21 protein-coding genes and 1 pseudogene are annotated in these 16,931 nt (G+C 67.7%); 13 read left to right on the top strand and 9 right to left on the bottom strand.

Annotation, left to right across the window (positions count from 1 at the left end; translation table 11 throughout):
* Positions 1–26 precede the first annotated feature (26 nt).
* Positions 27–782: a MerR family transcriptional regulator gene (locus tag H0524_RS00530; protein WP_180197107.1), complete on the top strand. Its 756-nt coding sequence runs from the start codon at positions 27–29 to the stop codon at positions 780–782.
* Here the strand turns inward: H0524_RS00530 and H0524_RS00525 are convergent.
* Both H0524_RS00525 and H0524_RS00520 read right to left on the bottom strand, forming a co-directional pair.
* Complete coding sequence (locus tag H0524_RS00525; protein WP_180196894.1) at positions 756–2,018, bottom strand: M48 family metalloprotease; 1,263 nt, start codon at positions 2,016–2,018, stop codon at positions 756–758. The two genes, H0524_RS00530 and H0524_RS00525, sit on opposite strands and share 27 nt — an antisense overlap.
* 64 nt (positions 2,019–2,082) lie before the next feature.
* A complete protein-coding gene (locus H0524_RS00520; protein ID WP_180196893.1) occupies positions 2,083–2,694 on the bottom strand; it encodes a GNAT family N-acetyltransferase in 612 nt (203 codons plus the stop codon).
* 183 nt (positions 2,695–2,877) lie between these two features.
* Here H0524_RS00520 and H0524_RS00515 point away from each other — a divergent pair, with 183 nt between their 5' ends.
* From H0524_RS00515 to H0524_RS00505, 3 genes are all read left to right on the top strand, one after another.
* Complete coding sequence (locus H0524_RS00515; protein ID WP_180196892.1) at positions 2,878–4,068, top strand: cytochrome P450; 1,191 nt, start codon at positions 2,878–2,880, stop codon at positions 4,066–4,068.
* Between the two features lie 265 nt (positions 4,069–4,333).
* The gene (locus H0524_RS00510) at positions 4,334–4,630 is read left to right on the top strand and encodes a hypothetical protein (protein ID WP_255435724.1); all 297 of its coding nucleotides are present in this window, start codon (positions 4,334–4,336) and stop codon (positions 4,628–4,630) included.
* Positions 4,631–4,711: 81 nt separating this feature from the next.
* Positions 4,712–5,089, top strand: coding sequence for a VOC family protein (locus H0524_RS00505; protein ID WP_180196891.1), 378 nt, complete (start codon positions 4,712–4,714; stop codon positions 5,087–5,089).
* A 175-nt stretch (positions 5,090–5,264) separates the two neighbouring features.
* On the opposite strand, the gene H0524_RS00500 is transcribed toward H0524_RS00505, so the two are convergent.
* The 3 genes from H0524_RS00500 to H0524_RS00490 form a co-directional block, all read right to left on the bottom strand.
* Positions 5,265–5,993 carry a bifunctional 2-polyprenyl-6-hydroxyphenol methylase/3-demethylubiquinol 3-O-methyltransferase UbiG gene (locus H0524_RS00500; RefSeq protein WP_180196890.1) on the bottom strand — a complete coding sequence of 243 codons (729 nt, stop codon included), beginning with the start codon at positions 5,991–5,993 and terminating at the stop codon, positions 5,265–5,267.
* 9 nt (positions 5,994–6,002) lie between these two features.
* Complete coding sequence (locus tag H0524_RS00495; RefSeq protein ID WP_309224964.1) at positions 6,003–6,302, bottom strand: TnsA-like heteromeric transposase endonuclease subunit; 300 nt, start codon at positions 6,300–6,302, stop codon at positions 6,003–6,005.
* 187 nt (positions 6,303–6,489) lie between these two features.
* Positions 6,490–6,882, bottom strand: coding sequence for a hypothetical protein (locus H0524_RS00490; protein ID WP_180196889.1), 393 nt, complete (start codon positions 6,880–6,882; stop codon positions 6,490–6,492).
* A gap of 358 nt (positions 6,883–7,240) precedes the next feature.
* Here H0524_RS00490 and H0524_RS25530 point away from each other — a divergent pair, with 358 nt between their 5' ends.
* Together H0524_RS25530 and H0524_RS00480 are read left to right on the top strand one after the other, a co-directional pair.
* On the top strand, positions 7,241–7,474 hold the full coding sequence (locus H0524_RS25530) for a recombinase family protein (protein WP_180197106.1): 234 nt from the start codon (positions 7,241–7,243) through the stop codon (positions 7,472–7,474).
* Positions 7,438–7,722: a recombinase family protein gene (locus H0524_RS00480; RefSeq protein ID WP_309224963.1), complete on the top strand. Its 285-nt coding sequence runs from the start codon at positions 7,438–7,440 to the stop codon at positions 7,720–7,722. Before H0524_RS25530 ends, H0524_RS00480 begins: the two co-directional genes overlap by 37 nt.
* Before the next feature lie 11 nt (positions 7,723–7,733).
* Here the strand turns inward: H0524_RS00480 and H0524_RS00475 are convergent, their stop codons facing one another.
* Positions 7,734–9,326: a DUF6194 family protein gene (locus H0524_RS00475; protein WP_180196888.1), complete on the bottom strand. Its 1,593-nt coding sequence runs from the start codon at positions 9,324–9,326 to the stop codon at positions 7,734–7,736.
* 92 nt (positions 9,327–9,418) lie between these two features.
* On the opposite strand from H0524_RS00475, the pseudogene H0524_RS25525 reads away from it, so the two are divergent.
* The 6 genes and pseudogenes from H0524_RS25525 to H0524_RS00445 form a co-directional block, all read left to right on the top strand.
* Positions 9,419–9,535: pseudogene (locus H0524_RS25525) on the top strand (MerR family DNA-binding transcriptional regulator); the annotation flags it as partial.
* A 184-nt stretch (positions 9,536–9,719) separates the two neighbouring features.
* Positions 9,720–10,115, top strand: a complete 396-nt coding sequence (locus tag H0524_RS00465; RefSeq protein ID WP_255435723.1) for a nucleoside triphosphate pyrophosphohydrolase — start codon at positions 9,720–9,722, stop codon at positions 10,113–10,115.
* Positions 10,116–10,248: 133 nt separating this feature from the next.
* Entirely contained in the window at positions 10,249–11,151 is a 903-nt protein-coding gene (locus tag H0524_RS00460) for an ABC transporter ATP-binding protein (RefSeq protein ID WP_180196887.1), read from the top strand.
* 31 nt (positions 11,152–11,182) lie between these two features.
* Complete coding sequence (locus H0524_RS00455) at positions 11,183–11,878, top strand: ABC transporter permease (protein ID WP_180196886.1); 696 nt, start codon at positions 11,183–11,185, stop codon at positions 11,876–11,878.
* Positions 11,879–11,880: 2 nt separating this feature from the next.
* The gene (locus H0524_RS00450; RefSeq protein WP_218941194.1) at positions 11,881–13,125 is read left to right on the top strand and encodes a sensor histidine kinase; all 1,245 of its coding nucleotides are present in this window, start codon (positions 11,881–11,883) and stop codon (positions 13,123–13,125) included.
* Positions 13,118–13,759, top strand: a complete 642-nt coding sequence (locus tag H0524_RS00445; protein WP_180196884.1) for a response regulator transcription factor — start codon at positions 13,118–13,120, stop codon at positions 13,757–13,759. The genes H0524_RS00450 and H0524_RS00445 overlap by 8 nt, the downstream gene beginning before the upstream one ends.
* 356 nt (positions 13,760–14,115) lie before the next feature.
* On the opposite strand, the gene H0524_RS00440 is transcribed toward H0524_RS00445, so the two are convergent.
* Genes H0524_RS00440 through H0524_RS00430 form a run of 3 tightly spaced genes read right to left on the bottom strand, consistent with a single transcriptional unit; the run spans position 14,116 to position 15,639 of the window.
* Positions 14,116–14,442, bottom strand: a complete 327-nt coding sequence (locus tag H0524_RS00440) for a DUF885 family protein (RefSeq protein WP_255435722.1) — start codon at positions 14,440–14,442, stop codon at positions 14,116–14,118.
* Entirely contained in the window at positions 14,385–14,930 is a 546-nt protein-coding gene (locus H0524_RS00435) for a DUF7010 family protein (RefSeq protein WP_180196883.1), read from the bottom strand. Before H0524_RS00435 ends, H0524_RS00440 begins: the two co-directional genes overlap by 58 nt.
* Positions 14,931–14,958: 28 nt before the next feature.
* On the bottom strand, positions 14,959–15,639 hold the full coding sequence (locus H0524_RS00430) for an alpha/beta fold hydrolase (RefSeq protein ID WP_180197103.1): 681 nt from the start codon (positions 15,637–15,639) through the stop codon (positions 14,959–14,961).
* Positions 15,640–16,064: 425 nt separating this feature from the next.
* On the opposite strand from H0524_RS00430, the gene H0524_RS00425 reads away from it, so the two are divergent.
* Positions 16,065–16,562 carry a hypothetical protein gene (locus H0524_RS00425; RefSeq protein WP_180196882.1) on the top strand — a complete coding sequence of 166 codons (498 nt, stop codon included), beginning with the start codon at positions 16,065–16,067 and terminating at the stop codon, positions 16,560–16,562.
* Positions 16,563–16,931 lie beyond the last annotated feature (369 nt).

Raw genomic sequence — 16,931 nt, 5'->3', positions numbered from 1 at the left:
ATCGGCTGTTGAAGTCTCAAAAGGCGGTGTACCGTCCGGTGGACCTTGCCCGGGTGCACGGGCTCTCCGCGCAGGCGGTCCGCAACTACGAGGCGGCCGGAGTGATCCCGCCGGCTTCGCGGACGCCGAGCGGCTACCGCAGCTACACCGACAACCATGCGGGCGCGCTGACCGCCTACGTCGCGCTGGTGCGGGGGTACGGCTTCCAGCCGGCCGGGCAGATCATGAGAGCGGTCCTCCGGGGCGACCTCCCCTCCGCCCTGACCGTTGTCGATGCCGCCCACGTACTGCTGCACCGCGACCGGGAGACCCTGGACCAGGTTGCCGCGGCGGCCGTCGTGCTGGCCTCCGGAGCCACCTCGGCCGCGCCTGGTCCGGCCGTGTCGGTCTCCGTCGGTGTTCTCGCCCGCCGGCTCGGTGTCACCCCAGCGACGCTGCGTAAATGGGAGCGGGCGGGCATCCTGGCCCCAGCCCGGTCCCGGACCGCGCGGGTCTACTCACCCGAGGACGTACGCGACGCCGAACTCGCCCACCTCCTGCGACGCGGAGGCTACCTGCTACACCACATCGCTGCGGTGATCGAGCAGGTGCGCGCCGCCGGCGGGGCCGGCCCACTGGCGGCGTCGATCGAACAGTGGCGGGAGCGGCTCACGACCCGCGGCCGGGCGATGCTCACCGGATCCGCCCGCCTCGCGGACTACCTCTCCCATCTCGAGCAGCTCCGTCGCGGTGACACCGCCACCTCAGCTAAGGACTCACCAGGCCAGCACCCGGCGGGCTGACTCGTACTCCTTGGTCAGCTCGTCGTCGATGCGAGAGGAACGCTGCTGGGTGAGCACCACCGCCGGATCGTGCCGCTCAACGCCCTCGAGCATCAGGTGACGCAGACCGGTGGGCGGATGGGAGGAGAACAGCGACGCCTCCTCGCGGCCCGACAGCTGCCGCAACAGCGGCAGCTGGTCGGCACCGGCCGCCCGCGACTCGGCGACCGCCGCCTGCCACCGTTGGGCACCGTGTCCCGCCCTGGACTCCCGGCGTACGGCGAGCGACATTGACTCGACCCGTAGCGCGGTATCCAGCAGGCTCGTCGCGGCAGCGGTTCCCGCGGCCTTCGCGGACATCTCGTCAGCCAGGTACTCGGCCCGTTGACTGTCCCGTAGCGCCACGCACACGAGTGCCACATGCAGCACGAACAACAGACGGGACAACGGGTATTGGATGACCCGCCCAAGGGCCGCCCCGATCCACTCGATGAGGCCGGGGGCGGTCGACGGCGCCGGGCGGAGAAGGTCCGCCGCGGAGCCGAGGGTGGTGAACGCCGGCTGGGTGAGCAGCATCCGCCGCGGGTCGCCGTTGACGAAGTGGCCGAGTTCGTGACCGAGCAGGGCGACGCGTTCCTGCGGTGCGAGGGACCCCCAGTACGGCAGTCCGAGACACAGCACCCGCCGGCGGATGCCTACCGTTGCCGCGTACGCGTTGAAGTCGGCGTTGACGGCAATCACGTCGGGAGCCGGCGCCCCTACCGCCTGCGCCACCTCGTCCACCAGGGCGAAAAGCTCGGGTGCGCGGTCTCGGCGGAGAACGTCGGCGGCGGGGTCGAGCCGCCCGAAGCGGGGCCGTAGTCCGACGGCGAGGGCGAGCAGGGGAACCGCCAGCAGCAGCGACGGGCCCGGGAAGGCGAAACCGACGAGCAGCCAGATCCCGGTGGCAGCGAGGGCCACCACGCCGAGGAACAACAAGCAGGATGCGGCGGCGGTGACGACGGCGGCTGCACCGACGCCACTACTGCCCAGCGATCGCCCGAGTAGCCGGTCGAACTGGCGACGGGTCATCCGGTACCCGATGTCGTGGATCCGTCGGTCCAGCCAGCGCCAGCCGAAGAACGGGCCGATGCGCTCAACGTCGTACGCTTCGAGGTTCCACTCGCAGGCCGGGCACCACGGCAGGGCCTCGCGCGGAGCGACTGTGACAGTGCCGCACTCCGGGCAGGTGTCACCGATAGCCCTGGTATCGATCATGAGGGCTGATTCTGCCGACCAACGCTGACACCGGGTACCGCCCGTTTGGCCGATCTGTTGACAGTCAGGTTCCGTGCTTCCCGGATGCCGGCTGGGGTACGACGGCTGGTCGGTTGGCCAGCCATTCCTGGCGGGTGGCCGCGTACTCAACCTCACCGTGCCCGCCGCCGGGCAGCGGGTCGTCGAAATGCCGGTGGAAGGTGCGTACGTAGTCCAGCCCGACCGCGGCCATGGTCGCGCGGGAGGGCAGGTTCACCGCCATCGTCTCGGCGAAGATGCGGCGCAGGTCCAGGTCGGCGAAGCCGTGCCGGATCAGTTCACGGGCGCCCTCGCTGGCCAGACCTTGACGCCAGTACCGGCGCAGTAACCGGTAGCCCAACTCCGCCTGCCCCTCAACCGGCCCCTGATCCGCGCGTTCCGGCGGCTCTAAAACCCACCATCCGACAAACGAGCCCGCCACCAGCCCGGCCCAGAAACCGAGCCCGGGGACCTTCGACGCGGCGGCGATTCGCTGCCGATGCACCTGCGCCACTTCCGCCCGCTGCCGCGGCCGGCCCAGGTAGCGCATGACTTCCGGATCCGCGTCGAGCTGGACCTCACCCGCCAGGTGATCGTCGCCCAACGGCACGAGTTGGATTCGCGCGGTCCACAAAATGGCCTGGGTCACGAGGGGCATAATGGCGCGGTCGAGCGGGTCGCCTCAATCGATTTCACCACGTCTGCATGCCGGCGACCCTCGGCCCGGTGCCGCCCCCAACCGGGCACTACGAAGGCTCCTATACTCGACGAAGCCAGGGTCTGCTGCACCGATACCCCGATCGTCGCCGCTGCCACGTTCCACGTGTTGGCCCAGGAGGGCATGACGTCACCACCGGCTCCCGTCTTCGACCAGCTCCTGCTTCGCGACCCGCACCGGCGGTACAACGCGCTGCGGGACGAAGCTCCGGTGCATCACATCCGCACGCCGGACGGCGCTCCCGCGTGGTTGGTCACCCGCTACGACGACGTACGAGCGGCATTCACCGACCCGCGCCTGTCGGTCGACAAACGCCTCAGCAGCACCGATGGTGAGCACGGTTCGTCGCTGCCCCCCGAGCTGGACGCGCATCTACTCAACCGCGACCCGCCCGACCACACTCGGCTCCGACGTTTCGCCGCCGCCGCCTTCACCCCTCGCCGCGTCGCCGACCTGCGCCCCGCGGTGGAGCGGATCGTCAGCACGCTGCTGGACGGTCTGGCTGGCAACGACCAGGCGGAGCTGATCGGCTCCCTCGCGTCACCGTTGCCCCTGCAGGTCATGCAGGAACTCCTCGGCCTGCCCACCCAGACCAGCGTCGACTTTCGGACGTGGACGAACACCCTGCTCTCCGCCGACGCCAATCAGCCCGCCCAGTCCCGATCGGCCATGGTCAACATGCGGCGGTTCCTGATCGAACAGGTGGCACACAAGAGAGCGCAGCCCGGCGATGACCTGCTGACGGGTCTCCTCGCCGCCCGTGCGGACGGCGACCGGCTCACCGACGACGAACTCGTCGCGATGCTCTTCCTGCTCATGTTCGCCGGTTACGACAACACCGCCGCGCTCATCGGCAACGTAGCCCACGCGCTACTCACCAACGCGGAGCTAGCCGACGCGGTACGCACCGGGTCGCTGGCCGTCGATGAACTCGTCGACGGCGTCCTGCGGTGGAACCCCTCCTTCCCGCTGGCAGTACGACGGTTCGCCCGTGAACCCGTCACCATCGCCGGCCAGCTGATCCCCGCCGGCGATCGCATCTGGCTCTGTCTGGCCAGCGCGAACCGCGACCCCGCACAATTCACTGAACCCGACACACTCGGTACGGCCGGCATGCGGCGCCCGCACCTGTCCTTTGGTCACGGCATCCACTACTGCCTGGGTGCACCACTCGCCCGCCTCCAGACGACCGTGGCCGTCACCAGCCTGCTCAACCGCTTTCCCGGGATCCGGCTGGCCGTGTCTGCCCAGGACATCCGGTGGCGGGAATCGTTCCGACTACGCGGGCTGGTCGCCTTACCGGTGTTCCTGTAGGTGACGGTTGTGGCTCGGGTGGAACCTACGGCTGAGTGAACCGCAGTTGAGCAGCGCAGCAGGCCCGTACCATGTTCTTGAGGTCCTCGATCGGGGCACGCCGCCCCAGTCGTGGAAAGCCGCCGGGCCGAGGTCGCGTAGCTTGTACACCCGGTCGGCAGCGCGTAGCCGCTGGTACGCCTCCTGCTCCAGGCCGGGTCGCAGGTGCTCCGGCAGCGGTGCCTGTTGCTCGGCCCAGGCGCGTAAGGCGTCACAGTTCGGTCTTATGAACGCGCTCGCTGGCGAAGGCCGAGCACACGGGATCCTGGTCAACGCGATCTGCCCGGTGGCTGCCACCCGCATCTTCCGTCGTACCGTGCAACCGCACGAACTCATGCCCGCGTCGGTGGCTCCAGAAGTCGCCGTTCTTGTCTCCCGCGAGTGTCCCTGCACGGGACATGTCCTCCGGGCCGCCGGTGGTGAGTGGAGAATCTACCAGGTCACCGCGGTGCAGCAAGCCGCCCTCGGCTGCGATGCCGCACCGGAAGACGTGCTGGCGTGGGCGAGCCACGCCACTGGTTGAGTCGAGCAGCTGTGTGCCGTACAGCCGCCGGCCGGACGGTGTGAGGATGTCGACCATGATCCGGGAAACGAGGCGCGATCGATGATCGCCGAGCTGGAGTGTGTCGTTCTGGACTGTCCAGATCCGCCCGGGCTGGCCGAGTTCTACCAGGGGCTACTTGGTGGGACGGTCAACCAGGTTGATCCGCGGTGGAACACAGACGACGACTGGGCCACCCTGCACACCCCCACTGGGTTCGTCTTTGCCTTCCAACGGGTCGCTACCTATCAGCCGCCACGTTGGCCCGCTCCGGACCATCCGCAGCAGTTCCACCTCGACTTCCGAGTTGTCGACCTCGATGCGGCGGAGCAGCAGGTGCTGACGCTCGGCGGGACCGTGCTGGACCGCAAACGGGGCTGGCGGGTCTATGCCGACCCTGCCGGACACCCGTTCTGCCTCCTGCCAAACCGATCCACCTGACGCTGCCGTACGACTACCAGCGGGTCGACTTTCCCGACTGGTGGCTGCCTCAAGTTGGCTGGCAGAGGAATCGCCCTTGTTCTGCCAGTGATTCTGAGGCAAGTCGGGGATCTCGCCTTCCAGCAATGGTTCGGCGGGAACAGCCGGGAGGTTTAGGTTGCCCGGGTTGGCTGCTTCAGGTCGAACGTTCGGCGATGAACACGAGCTCTCGACCCGGGCGATCGGGCGCCTCCCGCACGTCGAGGACTCGGTAGCCGTTGGCGGCCAGAGTCGATTCGACCTCGTCATGACTGCGGAACCGGAGGGTCGAGTCCGAGGTGATGGTCGCGCCGCCGATCAGGAAGCGGTAGGTGTGCCGGAAGGAGACGAATGGCAGGTCGACGTCGGTGACCTCAAGGCGCTGCTCCACCGGCCCGATGCCGGGGATGTCAAGGGTGATCGGATCGACGTCCGCTGCCCATTCCTCCCAAGCGCGATGTTCGGGGCATCTGGTTTCGAAGACGAGATAGCCGTTCGGGCGAAGGGCGGTGTGGATGCTATGGAGGGTCTGCGCCCAGTCGTCGTCGGTAAGGAAGACTTGGGCCACGTTCCCTGTCATCGTCGCCAGGTCGGCATCGAGCGCCGGCAGTGCCGTGGCGTCACCGTGGATCCAGCGGATCCTCCCCGCCTGATCTTTCAGCTTCGCGATCTTGAGTGATGCTTCGGCTGGGTCGACGCCCACGACGTTGTAGCCGCTTCCAGCGAGCAGGATCGCGAGGGATCCTGTTCCGCAACCGATGTCAAGCACGAGGTTCGCGGTCAGCTCGCCGACGATCGCGAGGTAGGCGGCCAAGTCGTCGCGGTCTCCATCGAAAGCGTCGTAGACAGGTGCGAGGCGAGGGTGGGCAAAGATCGCATCGGGCATCCGGGGACCCTATCCACCGTCAAGCGGTTCGGCGACGGACATGACACCCGTTCCGTCCGCCTTGCGCGCAAAGAAGTCCGGCGGGTGCGACCGGACCCCACTGCCCTCCGGCCAAAATAGCCAGAACGGTTGTGCCGCGAATGCGACCACCGTCGGGTCGAAGTCCATTGCCATCGCCTCGTCCCGCTCCAGCCAGGACTCGTACCCGACATGCCTCCCTGAACTGGCCGACCAGTAGCAGCCCGGGTAGTTGCGCTGACCCCAGTACGACGGAAACGATCGCACCGGCGACAGCCGCTCGAATGGCACCCATCGCAGCCTCACCATCGTCCGACGGACCTCATCGCCGTCGGGACCGACATACGCAACTTCGAATCCGGCCGGAGGGACCATCCGGGAACCGGGAATGGCCCGGAGGCGCTTCGCCAACCCTGGCCTCCTGACGACGTCTCTTGCGTTGACCCCACGGGGGCAGATCCCTGTCGCGGAATGGAACTCAGTCTCCGTACCAGTGGAGCGACAGGCCCGGCTCGTCACGCCATCGCACCAGCAACGCCCGTAGCGCCGCCACCAGTCCACGCTCCACGTTGTCACCAGCCACCGTCTCCAGACGGTCGACTTCGGCATTGAGCTGCGGCAGATCCTTACGGCGGAGTACGCCATCTGACCATGGGTCGAGCTGGCCCAAGATCGGCAGTCGGCTTCCGCCGGCCGCGTTCATCAACGGCAGCAGCCTCTCCACAGACACGTCGAGCAGCAAGCCGCGCTCCTCCGCGGTGGCCCACTCTTCGGCGTCGGCGCGATTGTGCTCACGCCGCTGCGCCCGGGTAGCACGACGCAGGCTCTGCGGACGCGGCTGCGGAGGGCGCAGCACCAACAGCAAACCCACCCGGCGACGCTATGGCATCACTTTCACTGAGCCAGCATCAGATCCACCGATCCACGGCGTCAACTGCACTGCGTCGCATCAGGCAGGTGCACCGAGCCAGGACAGACACCACTGGACCCCGCGGTAGCGACTGCGGACACCGGTACACCATAACCGTCATTATGATGCATCGAAATTTTGTCCGTTTTGTTCGGTCCTAAGGATTGTCGGATTATCGGTAATAGAAATTCGATAATTAGGGGCGGCCGCACAGTCAGGGGCGTCCGCGAGGGCCTGATCGGGCTGGCCTGGGTGTCGACCGACGCCCAGGAACTCGCTCGGCAGATCGACGCGCCCAAGGCCGCCTGGCTGCGGCCGGATCTACCTCGACAAGGCATCCGGCAAGAAGGGCACGACCCGCCCCGTACTGACCGCGGCCCTCGAGCACATACGCTGCGGTGGCACCTTCGTCGTACTCGACCTGACCCGGCTGGGCCGCGATACCCGAGAACTGCTGGCCAGCATCGACGATGACCTGCACGCTCACGGCCACCACTGTCGTACTCCGACGGCGTCGTGCTCGACACCAGTGATGGCATGTCCGGGGAACTGATCTTCACCCTGTGGGCCGCCATCGCCACGTTTCAGCGCCAGCAGATAGTCAAGGGCACCCGCGAAGGTCTCGACGCCGCCCGCGCCCGCGGCCGGGTCGGGGGTAGGCCGCGGGCGCTGAGCGCCGAGCAGGTCACCGACGCGCGGATCCTATTAAGCGCTGGTCAGACTCAGGCCGCTGTCGCTGGCAAGCTCGGCGTGTCCCGGTGGACCCTCAAACGTTCTCTGGACTTCGTCGTGGGGATCTGACGCGCCTGGACTTATGAGCGCGGGTTCCTGCGGTGTTCGCGTTCGGCGCTGCGGGTCCTTGCTTGTGTGAGCAGTCGTTCTACCTCGTCCGCGGTGGCCGGGCCTGGGTTGACCACGCTCGCCCAGCCCTGCACGGCGTAGGCCGGGTGGGGTATCAATCGGTCGGCCTGCGCGAATTCGATCTCGTTGCTGTGCGCGGCGAATTCCTCCGGGCCGTAGCCGAACAGCCTCCGGAACTCGTCGCGGCCGACTTCGATGTTGAGCCGGTACCGTCCGGGCTCGGACAGGCGGGACTGTTCGTCGAAGCCGGGCACGTCGTGCCCGACGATCGTGACGAACGGACGTTTTCGGTCCTCGCCGGCGAAGAAGAACCGGTCGCCCCAGGTGTAGGGCGGCATGTCGGAGTCTTCCTGGATCCGGGTCTCAGTCACCCCGGGAAGACCGGTGATCCGGGCGGCGTCGGCCGCACCGGGTTCGGAGCCGATGTGCAGGATCGCGTCGCAGGTCTCGATCGTGGCACTGTCCAGCGGGAAATGCCCGAGTAGGTCCACCACGCGTTCGCGCAGGTCGTCACCGGCCGGGGGCGGGAAGATCCCGGTATGTGGGCCGAGCCGGTCCTCGTAGGTACCGGATTCCGGTTGCCCGAGGCCGACGGGGCCGCTGGCCCCGAGGCTGCCTGCCACGTACAGGTACTTGTCCCCGAGCAGCGGCGACACGATCGAACCGGCACCATTCCATTGGGCGGCCAAGTCCTGACCGTCCCAATGGGTGTCCCACCGGGATGGGTGCCGTTGCAGGTGGGCGTTGTTGGCCGAGACCAGGATCGGCCCGCGGTCGCGTTCGAGCGTGAGGATGTCGAGCAGATTCTGCGCCATCAGCGCGTCACGGACGGCGAGCAGCCGGCCGATCCGCTGCGACTGCGTGCCGGGTTCAGCCATGGCGGCGTGGTAGGTGAGCAGACCGATGACGGTGGTAGCGAGCACCCTGGCGCGGTGGAACGCGTGTGTGCCGGTGTCGGCGATCAGGCGGGGTGCGTCGGCGTGCAGCTGGGTGCGGAGGTCTTCGGCCAGGCCGCGCAGTGCGGCGGCCTGTGGTGAGCGGCCGGGCGATCGGGTCGCGTCGAACATGATTTCCTGGTCGGCCCAGCGGTTCTCGTCACCGACCAGGCTGTCCAGATCCGGTGCCGGCACGTCGAGGTAGTCGCGCAACTCGCGCAGCAGCGGGCCGGGGCTGGGTACGCCGGTGATCTCGGTGGGCGCGTCGAAGCCGTGGAAGGTGATGCGTTGCTCGGGCGGCAGCCCGTCATTGTGCGCGCGCAGCCAGTCGACCAGTTCTCGGGTTGCTGGGTGGGCGCCCCAGCCGTGGCTGATACCGGTGTCCAAATCCACATCGTCGCGGCGGCCCTGCACGTAGTCGTCGACGGCGAGGCCGGCGGCGCGGTCCGACTCGATCGCGATCGACCGGAAGCCGTGCCCGGCGAGTGTTTCCAGGATCCGGTTACGCAGACGCGGGAACGCCGGTTCGCCGTGGTAGGGCTCACCGATCGCGAGTAGGTGTGGCCGGCGGGTGGCGAGCAAGGACGTCAACTCGGTGTCGAAAACCATGACCTTAACCGTATCGTTGAACCACCGGTTGAACCTTTTCCGTATTCACCAGGGGAACCGCCGTTTGAAGCCTCAAACTCGGGTGTCGGCCAGTGGATCTGGCACGGGCATGGACTGTCGCCGCAAGCGGTCCGCAACTACGAACAGGCCGGGGTGATCCCGCCCGCCGCCCGGACCGCGACCGGCTACCGGGCTACCCCGACGACCATGCCAGGGCGCTGGCCGTGCTCGACAGCGTCCATCTGTAGCTGCACCGTGGCCGGGAGACCGTGGAGTGTGTCGCCTCGGCGGCCGCCGTGCTCACGTCGGGCACACCGGGCCACGCACTCTTGTTGAGATCATGTCAGTGGACCACACGACGGCGGCCGAACCGCCGAACGGAATGATGACGGGATGCCCCACCAACAGAAGATCGTTTACGGCAAGCTCGTGCGTGATCGCATTCCGGAAATCATCACCGCCGATGGCCAGATCCCAAGGGTCCGGGTACTGGACGAACCGGACCTACTTCCAGCGCTGATCGCGAAACTGCACGAGGAGGCGGAGGAGGTCGCAACCGCCGAGCCGAACGCGCGACTTCGTGAACTTGCCGACGTGCGCGAAGTACTCGCCGCCCTGACGATCGCGTCTGGCTTCACCGAGGTGCAAGTAGAGGAGGCGGCTGCCAGCAAGCGCGCCGAGCGCGGCGGGGTTCACCCAACGCCTCTGGCTCGACGAGGTACTCATCCCCGACGGGTGAAACTCGGCTGCCCGAGTCTCCGGCGAACCAGCGCTGACGGTTCCCGGTGAACCCACCCTTCGGCTCAGCTCAACCCACGGGAAGCCATCAACCAGGTGGCGGATTTTTGGATCATCAGAATCCAGGGGCCGATGTGGCCGGCGGACCGATTCGGACGCGGCGCCGGGCGCAGATCCTTGGTGCGTGGCAGTCATCGAAGTCAGGGATCTTCGCAAGCGGTACGCGGATCTGATGGTGCTGGACGGGGTGTCGTTCAGTGTCGAGGAGGGCGAGATCTTCGGCATCCTCGGCCCGAACGGTGCCGGCAAGACCACCGCTGTGGAGTGTGTGGAGGGTCTGCGCCGGCCCGACGGTGGGTCGATCCGGGTGCTCGGCCTCGACCCGATCGAGAACCGGGGCACACTGTGCGAGCAGACCGGCGTCCAACTCCAGGACACGCAGCTACCGGACAACCTGAAGGTGTGGGAGGCGCTGGACCTGTACGCCTCGTTCTACGCGAAACCCTGTGACTGGCGGGAACTACTGCAGCAATGGGGGCTGGAAGACAAACGCGATGCCCGGTTCGGCAAGCTGTCCGGAGGGCAGCGGCAGCGGCTGTTTATCGCGTTGGCGTTGGTGGGCGACCCACGTGTGGTGTTTCTGGACGAGCTGACCACCGGCCTGGACCCGCAGGCCCGCCGCGCCACCTGGGCTCTGATCAAGCAGATTCGCGCGACCGGTGTGACCGTCGTTCTGGTCAGCCACTACATGGACGAGGTCGAGGAGCTGTGCGACCGTGCCGCCATCTTTGACCAGGGCCGCATCGTCACACTGGACACCCCGTCCGGCATTGTGGCCGAGATCGACGCCGAGTACGAGATGCGGTTCACGCTCATCGCCGGTGACCTGGCCGACGTGGCCGGCCTGCCCGGGGTGGTCCGGGTGACCAGGAACGGGGACTACGTCGTCGTGACCGGCCGGGGTGACTTCGCGGCCGCCGTCACCGCCCAACTCGCCCGTGACCACGTACTGGTCAGCGACCTGCGCATCGACAGGCGCACCCTCGACGACGCGTTCATCGCCCTGACCGGCCAGCCCTTCGACTAGCCCTGTTTCGAACCGACAAAGGAAGGCGATTATGGGCAAGCTTGCCGTCGTCGAAGTGAAGCTGCTGGCCAGGGAGCCTGGGGCGATCTTCACGCTGCTGATTCCGCTGTTCATCCTGCTGGCGTTCGGCAGTTCCATCGAGCCCGGCGACACCGTTCTCCTACCGATGGCGTTGGCGATCGCCGTGGGACTGGTGGGGCTGTACCTACTGCCGACGACCCTGGCCACCTACCGCGAGCGAGGCATCCTACGTCGGATGTCCACCACGCCGGTCCGGCCCGCGAACCTGCTCGCCGTCCAGGTCATTCTGCAGCTGGTCCTGACGCTGACCACGGGTGCGCTACTGATCGCGATCGCCGGTACCGTCCTCAACGCTGACCTGCCCACCGCCGTGGGGCAAATCGCGGTGACGTTCCTGCTCGGCACCGGGGCCATGTTCGCCGTCGGCCTGCTCATCGCCGCACTCGCCCGCAGCGGCCGGACCGCAAACGGCCTCGGTGTGTTGCTGTACTTCCCGATGGCCTACCTCGCCGGGCTCATGCAACCCACCGACCAGATGCCGAAACTACTCGCCCGCGTCGGCGAGTACACACCGCTTGGCGCCTTTCGACAGAGCATGCACCAGCTGTGGACGGACACCACGCCCAGCCCGGTCCTGCTCGCGGTCCTCGCTGCCTATGGTGTGGCGATCAGCGCCGCGGCGGCCAGGTTCTTTCGTTGGGAGTGACCATGACGGAACGGCTGGAACGGCTGGAACGGCTGGAACGGCTGGAACGGTGGGAGCGGCCGGAGCGGCTGGAACGGTGGGAGCGGCCGGAGCGGCTGGAACGGTGGGAGCGGCTGCAGGAACGGCAGCTGGCCGTGGCGCCCTACGTGCTGCTGGCGGTCGCCGTCGCTCTGTGCCTGGTGACAGGGGAACGGCCATGGCCGATGCTCGCGTTGGCCGCGGCCGCGGCCGGCTGGCTGTGGCTGGTGCCGCGTGGCCCCGCGTACGTCGCCGGGCTGGTGGCGTTGATCGGCCTGCTGTGCACACAGGGGACTTGGTTCGCGCCGTTCTTCGGCTTCGTCGGCTACCTACACTCGTGGTGTTACCTACGAGGCCGTTGGCGCTTCGTCGGGGTGAGCGCTACTGCGGCGATCAGCGTCCTGACCTACAGCGGCGGGCCGCCCGAGGCCACCCCGGCCAGCGTCCTCACGTTCCTGTTCTTCACCGCGGCGATCGTGGGTGGGGTCGCGATGTTCAGTTTCATTGGTGATATCACCCGGGAACGCAGCGCCGAGCGCACCCGCATGGTCAAACAGCTCCAAGACACCATGCGAGAGAACGCCGGCCTACAGGCCCAACTGCTGATCCAGGCTCGTGAGGCGGGCGTCCTGGACGAGCGGCAGCGGATGGCCGCCGAGATTCACGACACGCTCGGCCAGGGTCTGACCGGCATCATCACTCAGCTACAGGCGGCGCGGCGGGCCGAGGACTGGCAGCGACACGTGGACATCGCCGTCCGGCTGGCCCGCGACAGCCTCACCGAGGCCCGTCGATCTGTGCATGCGGTCGGCCCCGGACATCTGGCGGCGGCGCCGCTGGACCAGGCGCTGCGGGCGGTCATCACCGAGTGGGGGGAGCACAACGAGATGGCCGCCACGTTCACCGTCACTGGTACGGTCCGGCGCATGCATCCGGAGATCGAGGAGACGCTGCTGCGTACCGCGCAGGAGGCGTTGGCCAATGCGGCCAAACACGCCGACGCGTCCCGGGTCGGGCTCACCCTCTCGTACATGGAGGATGTCACCATGCTGGATGTGCGTGACGATGGTGCCGGATTCGACCCGACGCAGGTCCGCGACGGTGGTGGTTTCGGCCTCACCTCGATGCGCAGGCGGGTGGACCGCCTCGCGGGCACCCTGGAGATTGAGTCGGCGCTGGGCGCCGGCACAGCGATCTCGGCCAGTGTCCCGGCGGTGACCCGTGATTGACCCGCCGATCCGGCTACTCATCGTTGACGATCATCCCATCGTCCGGGGTGGCATCCGCGGGATGTTGGACGGCGACCCGCAGTTCGAGGTACTTGGCGAGGCCACCAACGGCGCGCAGGCCGTGGACCTTGCCCGCGCGTTGGGTCCGGACGTGATCCTCATGGACCTGCGGATGCCCGGAATGAATGGGGTAGCCGCGATCCTGGAGCTGACCAGGGTGGGCGTAACGGCCCGCATCCTCGTCTTGACCACGTACGACACCGACCGTGACGTGCTGCCCGCCATCGAGGCCGGCGCCACGGGCTACCTACTCAAGGACACCGGCCGCGATGAACTCGTGCACGCGATCCACGCGGCCGCACGCGGCGAGGCGGTGCTGTCCCCGTCCGTCGCCACCCGGCTACTCGGTCAGGTGCGCACCCCGGTCAACGCGCTCAGCGCTCGAGAGCTGGAAGTCCTGGCCCTCATCGCGGAAGGCACCACCAACCGTGAAGCTGCCAGGAAGCTGTTCATCAGCGAAGCAACTGTGAAGAGCCACCTGCTGCACGTCTACGCCAAGCTCGACGTCAACGACCGTGCCGCGGCGGTCGGCGAGGCGTTCCGCCGGGGCCTCCTAACTGTGGACAGGGGCTGAGCTCAGCCCCAGCGGCCGGTGCCCAGGCCACAGCTGCCACCAACCAAGGAAGCTAACCCTCCGTGATCGCCCAGGCGGCGAGAGCACCCACATAAGCGAGGGGCAGCGCCACCGCCGCGACCCCGACGAGACGCGGTGTACGTCTTTCGCGCTGGGTGTATGACAGCAGTGTCCCAATGGAGATCAGCATGCTGACAAGTGCGACGATGACGTACCAGGGCATGCATACTCTCCGTTTCACCAACTTGTCGCGCGAAGTGTTACCTTGCGCGGAACCGTCAGCCTCATTCCGGTAGGACCACTTCAGGTGGCTGGTCCGCGTAGCCCCGGACCGCGCAGCGCCCAGAGGGCTACGGTCACTTCCGGGGTGCGGTGCGGCTTGCGGGCCCGGTCTCAGTGCTTACCGATGATGGCCGGCCCGATCGCACGTGGTCAACCTGCTGGAGGGCGGCGGTCAACTGGTCCAGGCCCAGCGAACCCAGCTCCAGCGCGTGCCGGTGGAATGCGCGCCGGTCGCCGGGGAAGGACGAGCGGCCGGCCAGCCACACCCGCTCGCCCGCCTTGTAGGCCAGCGCCTGACCGGGCCGCCGGCGTCCGCCCGAACCGGTCAGTCCCGCCCGCTGAATCAGAGGGCCAGCGCGACCGCAGCCCCGCTCAGCATGAGAATCCCGGTCGACAGGCATGTTCGGTGCGCGCCGACGATGGAGCCGGGGCCGCCTTCGCGCTCGGCGCGGTGGCTGACGAGCGCGGCGGCCAGCGCGATCGTAGCCCCCAGCACGAGGTAGAGCGGGGTTCCGTAGAGCCACGAATAGGGCGCGAAGTGCACGACCAGCAGGATGACCAGGCCCAGCGGCACCAAGGTGTACCGCCTACTCAGGACCAGGAAGATGACGATCGGGAGGCCGAGCAGCTGACCAGTGGCCATCGTCACCGAGAGCGATTCGAGGGCGGCATGGTGGGGTGGGGGTGGGCCGGGGGTCAGGAGTGTCAACGCCAGGGCCACCGGCAGCGCGACCATGCCCTGGAAGAGCGTGACGATGGCGGCGGTCCGCACACTGGCCTTCGCCCACGCCATCGCGGCGACGAGCCAGGTGATCCCGTACGCGGCCAGGACCGCCCACCCGTATCGGTTCGCCGCGGCCAGTGCTCGCGTGTACTCCTCGACATCCATGGCTCAACGCCTCCGGGCCCGTCGATCGTCAGAGTGAGGTTGTGCTGCCTTGCCGCAGGAACGGTTCGACCGCCGCCAGGAACCTGGCCGGCTGGTCCCGGTGCACGTGATGGCCCGCGGTGATCGTGACCATCCTGGCGTTCGGCATCCGTGCCGCCGTTGCCGCCAGCAACGCCTGCCGGTCGTCACTGCTGGCCCCGTCAACTATCAGCGTCGGTGTCTTTACCATGTCTGTCCCCTCCCACCAGGCCGGATCCGGGTCGGTCAGTTGCGCCCGAAGCGCGTTGACCACCGCGAAGTCAAACGGTGTCGGCTCGTCCGGCGCGGCCCGCGGCGGCCGGTACAGATCCCCGGGCCGGGGCACGGTCGCGTCCTCCAACACCAGCTGCGTGACCCGGTCCGGGGCTGCCTGCGCCACCAACATCCCCACCACCGCCCCCATGGAATGCCCGACCAGCGCGGCGCGGGTCAACCCCACCGCATCCAAGAAGCCGAGTACGTCGTCGCGCATCAACTCGAACGAGTATGTACCAGGCCGGCTGCTGTTCCCGTGCCCCCGCAGATCCAGCACGAACACCTGGAAGGTGGTAGCCAGCTCCGCCAATACGGGCATCCAGCCCGGCCCACTGTCACCCAGGCCGTGCAAAAGCACCACGGGTTGCCCGGCCGGATTCCCGACCAGTTGGTAGCTGACGCTGACCTCACCCACATCCACCGAATCGATCATCCACCCACTGTAGCCAGAGGACGTTGACTGTCGCGGGAGCGAAGGGCCCGGGTAGCGAGTACTCGATCGGGTGCAACCTGGGAGCGGCCTGGCATGTCTATTACTACGGGCGGATGAGGTAGCCCGGCAACCTGTTTGGAGGGGGAGCGATGCGCAGGAACGGAATCGGTTTCGGTCGGCAAAGCTGGGTCGCCGCCATGGCGGTTGTTCTGGCCGGCGCGATGGTCGGAGGGCTGGCGGGCTGTGGAGTGGATGAGGTGCCTTCCGGCGCGCCGGTGACGACCGGGGCACCGACGGCAGGCGGGGGACCGTCGGCAACGCCCTCCACGGGTGCCGGGGCCGACCCCCCGAGCACGGCGAAGCCGACGGCCGTGACGCCCGACGGGACCGGTGGTAGGACGACGGGTGTGCCGAGCCTGCCGGCATCGACCCGTCCGTCCGGTACGCCGAAGCCCCCGGTGTCGTACGACCCGGCCGAAGACATCACCGACCTGGTGACACAGACCACGGGCCTGCGGCTCGACCGGCCAGTGGACGGCATCCGGCACGGCAAGCTGGCGGTGACCGTCCACAACCGTGGACCGGAACCGGTGTGGGGGCTGACCTTCATCGTCGAGGTGCCGGAGAGCATGACCGTAGACGGTGGTGACTGGTCGGGCTGCACGCCGCTCCGTTCGAAAGAGTCCGGGTTCCCGGCGGGGGCGAAGTGCGACAAGGGCTACCTGGCTCCCGGCAGGTCCCGGACGTTCCGGCTGGGCATGAAGTCGCCGGCGGCTAAGGATGGCGCGGACAGCCTGCAGTCCCGTTGGCTGGTTGACGTCTGGTCCGGTGGGAAAGACGACGCTTTTTACCGGGATCTCGGGCCGGATGACAACCGGCGTATCTTCTTGGTCTACCGTGCCTGAGAGCGTCGGCGCTGTGGCCCGTCCGACTGGCAGGGTGAGGTAGTCGAACTGTCGTGAGTTCGCAGCTCGGCTGGCATCGAAGTAACTGTGAGTGGTATACGCTCTCTACCTCACTTGTGGGCTTCGGAGTTGAGTCTGGTGAGAGCGCTTATCGAACCGTCGCGCATTCGGCTCGGTCTCCCGGCAATCAACTACGCTGCGTGTTTAATGAAGGCCGTGAGTAGGGTTCACCCGAGGTCGGATCCCTGCAGGTCGATCGAGATGCTGGCGTGGTGCGGAACGACTGGGATCATGTCGGGCGGCTGTGGACCAACGGCGAGCAGTTCCTCGCCATTGACAGCGCCGGGCGCAGTGATTGGCGTGGGCACA

Origin of the sequence: Salinispora sp. H7-4, assembly GCF_013416675.1 — a bacterium.
Lineage (GTDB): Bacteria > Actinomycetota > Actinomycetes > Mycobacteriales > Micromonosporaceae > Micromonospora > Micromonospora vitiensis.
This window is presented reverse-complemented; position numbering and strand designations above follow the sequence as displayed.

Bases quoted from the DNA above. Each gene is read 5' to 3' on its own strand.
- H0524_RS00525 (WP_180196894.1), bottom strand. From the start codon at position 2,018: ATGATCGATACCAGGGCTATCGGTGACACCTGCCCGGAGTGCGGCACT.
- H0524_RS00520 (WP_180196893.1), bottom strand. From the start codon at position 2,694: ATGCCCCTCGTGACCCAGGCCATTTTGTGGACCGCGCGAATCCAACTC.
- H0524_RS00515 (WP_180196892.1), top strand. From the start codon at position 2,878: ATGACGTCACCACCGGCTCCCGTCTTCGACCAGCTCCTGCTTCGCGAC.
- H0524_RS00510 (WP_255435724.1), top strand. From the start codon at position 4,334: ATGAACGCGCTCGCTGGCGAAGGCCGAGCACACGGGATCCTGGTCAAC.
- H0524_RS00505 (WP_180196891.1), top strand. From the start codon at position 4,712: ATGATCGCCGAGCTGGAGTGTGTCGTTCTGGACTGTCCAGATCCGCCC.
- H0524_RS00500 (WP_180196890.1), bottom strand. From the start codon at position 5,993: ATGCCCGATGCGATCTTTGCCCACCCTCGCCTCGCACCTGTCTACGAC.
- H0524_RS00475 (WP_180196888.1), bottom strand. From the start codon at position 9,326: ATGGTTTTCGACACCGAGTTGACGTCCTTGCTCGCCACCCGCCGGCCA.
- H0524_RS00465 (WP_255435723.1), top strand. From the start codon at position 9,720: ATGCCCCACCAACAGAAGATCGTTTACGGCAAGCTCGTGCGTGATCGC.
- H0524_RS00455 (WP_180196886.1), top strand. From the start codon at position 11,183: ATGGGCAAGCTTGCCGTCGTCGAAGTGAAGCTGCTGGCCAGGGAGCCT.
- H0524_RS00450 (WP_218941194.1), top strand. From the start codon at position 11,881: ATGACGGAACGGCTGGAACGGCTGGAACGGCTGGAACGGCTGGAACGG.
- H0524_RS00440 (WP_255435722.1), bottom strand. From the start codon at position 14,442: ATGCCTGTCGACCGGGATTCTCATGCTGAGCGGGGCTGCGGTCGCGCT.
- H0524_RS00435 (WP_180196883.1), bottom strand. From the start codon at position 14,930: ATGGATGTCGAGGAGTACACGCGAGCACTGGCCGCGGCGAACCGATAC.